The sequence below is a fragment of the Kitasatospora sp. NPDC007106 genome, from assembly GCF_040634455.1.
GTDB lineage: Bacteria > Actinomycetota > Actinomycetes > Streptomycetales > Streptomycetaceae > Kitasatospora > Kitasatospora arboriphila.
Genome location: NZ_JBEYFP010000872.1, coordinates 1 through 2,353 on the forward strand (window position 1 = coordinate 1; position 2,353 = coordinate 2,353).

At 76.7% G+C, this 2,353-nt stretch carries 2 protein-coding genes and 1 pseudogene; all 3 read left to right on the forward strand.

Annotated elements, in window-relative coordinates; translation table 11 throughout:
* A partial coding sequence (locus ABZ641_RS33465) for an NAD(P)/FAD-dependent oxidoreductase (RefSeq protein ID WP_359988009.1) occupies window positions 1-1,236 on the forward strand: 1,236 nt, incomplete at its 5' end.
* An 80-nt stretch (window positions 1,237-1,316) separates the two neighbouring features.
* Window positions 1,317-2,105, forward strand: a complete 789-nt coding sequence (locus ABZ641_RS33470) for a methyltransferase domain-containing protein (RefSeq protein ID WP_344626377.1) — start codon at window positions 1,317-1,319, stop codon at window positions 2,103-2,105.
* Window positions 2,102-2,353, forward strand: a pseudogene (locus ABZ641_RS33475) (hypothetical protein); the annotation flags it as partial. The gene ABZ641_RS33470 and the pseudogene ABZ641_RS33475, both read left to right, overlap by 4 nt.

The following is a 2,353-nucleotide window of genomic DNA, read 5'->3' on the forward strand; positions in this document are numbered from 1 at the left end:
CGGGTCGGCGGCCGGATGGCCTCCACCCGGGTGGACGGCTACCTGGTGGACGAGGGCGCCGAGACCATCGCCGGAGCCGGGTACGAGGCCACCTGGGAACTGATCCGGGCGGTCGGCATCCCCGAGGCCGAGGTGCCGGTCGTCGAGAGCGGCTTCGCCCTCTGGCGGCACGGCCGCGCCCACGCCCGTCTCGGCCACCCCAAGGGCCTGCTGACGGGTGCCGGGCTCTCCTGGCGCGGACGGCTGGCCTGGCTCGGCTTCGCCACCGAGCTGGCCCTGCGCTGGCGCGGCTTCGACCCCGACCACCCGGAGACCGCGCCCAGCGGCGAACTGACGCTCGGTCAGTACTGCGCGGGCGGCCGCGAAGAACTGCTCGACGGAATGCTCCAGCCGCTGGCGAGCCACTGCTTCGGCTGGCGGCCGGACACCTCGGCGATCGGGCCGATGGTGGCCACCCTGCTCTCGGTCGGCGGCGCCGGTGCCCGCTGGATGACCTACCGGGACGGCATGGACACCCTGGCCCGCTCGCTCGCCGACCGGCTCGACGTCGCCCTCGACGCCCGGGTGACGGCCGTCCGGCCGGAGGACGGGGGCGTGCGGCTGGAGTTCGCCGACGGCACGGCCGGCACCGCCCGGCAGGCGGTGCTGGCCGTGCCGGCCCCCGTCGCGCTCGCCCTGCATCCCGGACTCCCGCCCGAGGAGCGCGGATTCGTGGCCGCGAGCACGTACGCGCCGATGCTCAAGGTGGCCTGCCTGCTGGACCGGCCGCTGCCCGGCCCGACCCGCAGCCCCAGCTACGCGATCTCCGTCCCGGCCGGTGAGAGCCTGGTCTGCACCGGGATCGTCCTCGACCACCTCAAGGCCCACGGCCGGGCACCCGAGGGCCGCGGCCTGGCGAACGTCTTCGTCTCGCCGTGGACGAGCCCGGAGCTGCTGGACGAGCCGGACGAGCGGGTGGTGGAGATCGCCTGCGCGGAGGCCGAGCGCTTCCTCCCGGGCCTGCGGGCGGCCACCGTCCGCACCCTGGTGCACCGGTACCGGCACGGCCTGCCGCAGGCGGCACCCGCCGCCGTCCGGGAGCGGGCCGCCTTCCTGGCCCGGCCGACCCGGGCGATCGAGTACGCCGGGGACTGGGTGATGCTCCGGCCGAGCAGCGAGGGCGCCGTCCGCTCCGGCCGGCTGGCCGCGCAGCGGGTGCTCACCCACGCGGCGGACCGGCCCGTCCCGGTGCCCTGACGCCCACGCCGCACGCCCGCACGCCCTGTTGCCCGCAGCCGACCAGTGCCCGTCGACGCCGACGGACCGGAGAGAGACCGATGACCCTCGCCCCCGCCTACCTCTTCGACAACACCGGCAGCCACGCCGCCGAACAGCACCGCTGCCTGGCGGCCTGGCTCGACCCGATCACCGTCGAGCGGCTGGTCGGCGCCGGCGTCCGCCCCGGGATGGACTGCCTGGACATCGGCACCGGCGCCGGCAGCATCGCCGTCTGGCTGGCCGACCGGGTCGGCCCCGCCGGCCGGGTGCTCGCCACCGACCTGGTGCCGCTGCCCCTGCCGGAGCGTCCCAACCTGGACGTCCGGCGCCACGACATCGTCCACGACGAGCTGCCCGACGGCGGGTTCGACCTGATCCACGCCCGGCTGGTGCTCTCCCACCTGCCCGAGCGGGAGGCCGTGCTCCGCCGTCTGCTCACCGCGCTGCGGCCCGGCGGGGTGCTGCACCTGCTGGAGTTCGACGCCGAGTACGCGCCCGTGCTGCTCGCGCCGAGCGCCCGGGCCAAGGAGCTCTTCGAGCGGTTCCAGCGCGCCAAGTTGCAGGCGTTCCGCGAGCGCGGCTCGCACCAGGGCTGGGGCCGGGAGTGCGCCGCCGCCCTGCGGCGGGCCGGCTTCGCCGGTGTGGAGGCCGTCCCGTACGTCACCGCGCTGACCCCGGGCTCGCCAGGGCTGCAACTGCAGATCCACAACACCCGCCACCTGCGCGAGCCGCTGCTGCGCGCGGGGCTGACCGAGGACGAACTCGCCGAGCTGCGGGAGATCCTGGTGCACCCGGACTTCCGGGCCTGCTCCAACCTGGTGCACACCGTCCAGGGCCGCCGCCCGTGAGCGGCGCCACCGGCGCACTCGCCACCTCCGCACCGCCGCGGGCCGCCCTCGGCCTGGCCGCCGCACACCTGCGGGCCCTCGGCCACCGCGCCGAAGGGCACCCCGACGGCACCCTCGGCCTCGCGGACGGCCCGCTCCGGATCGACTGCCGGATCTCCTGGGCCGGGCCGGTGGCGCTGCCGCTGCACGGCGAGGCGGACGTGCAGGCCGCCTGCGGCCTGATGCACGTGCACGGCCGCCGGTACGGC

What these genes read in the sequence shown, in the direction of transcription:
- ABZ641_RS33470 (WP_344626377.1), top strand. Translation starts at nt 1,317, where the DNA reads ATGACCCTCGCCCCCGCCTACCTCTTCGACAACACCGGCAGCCACGCC.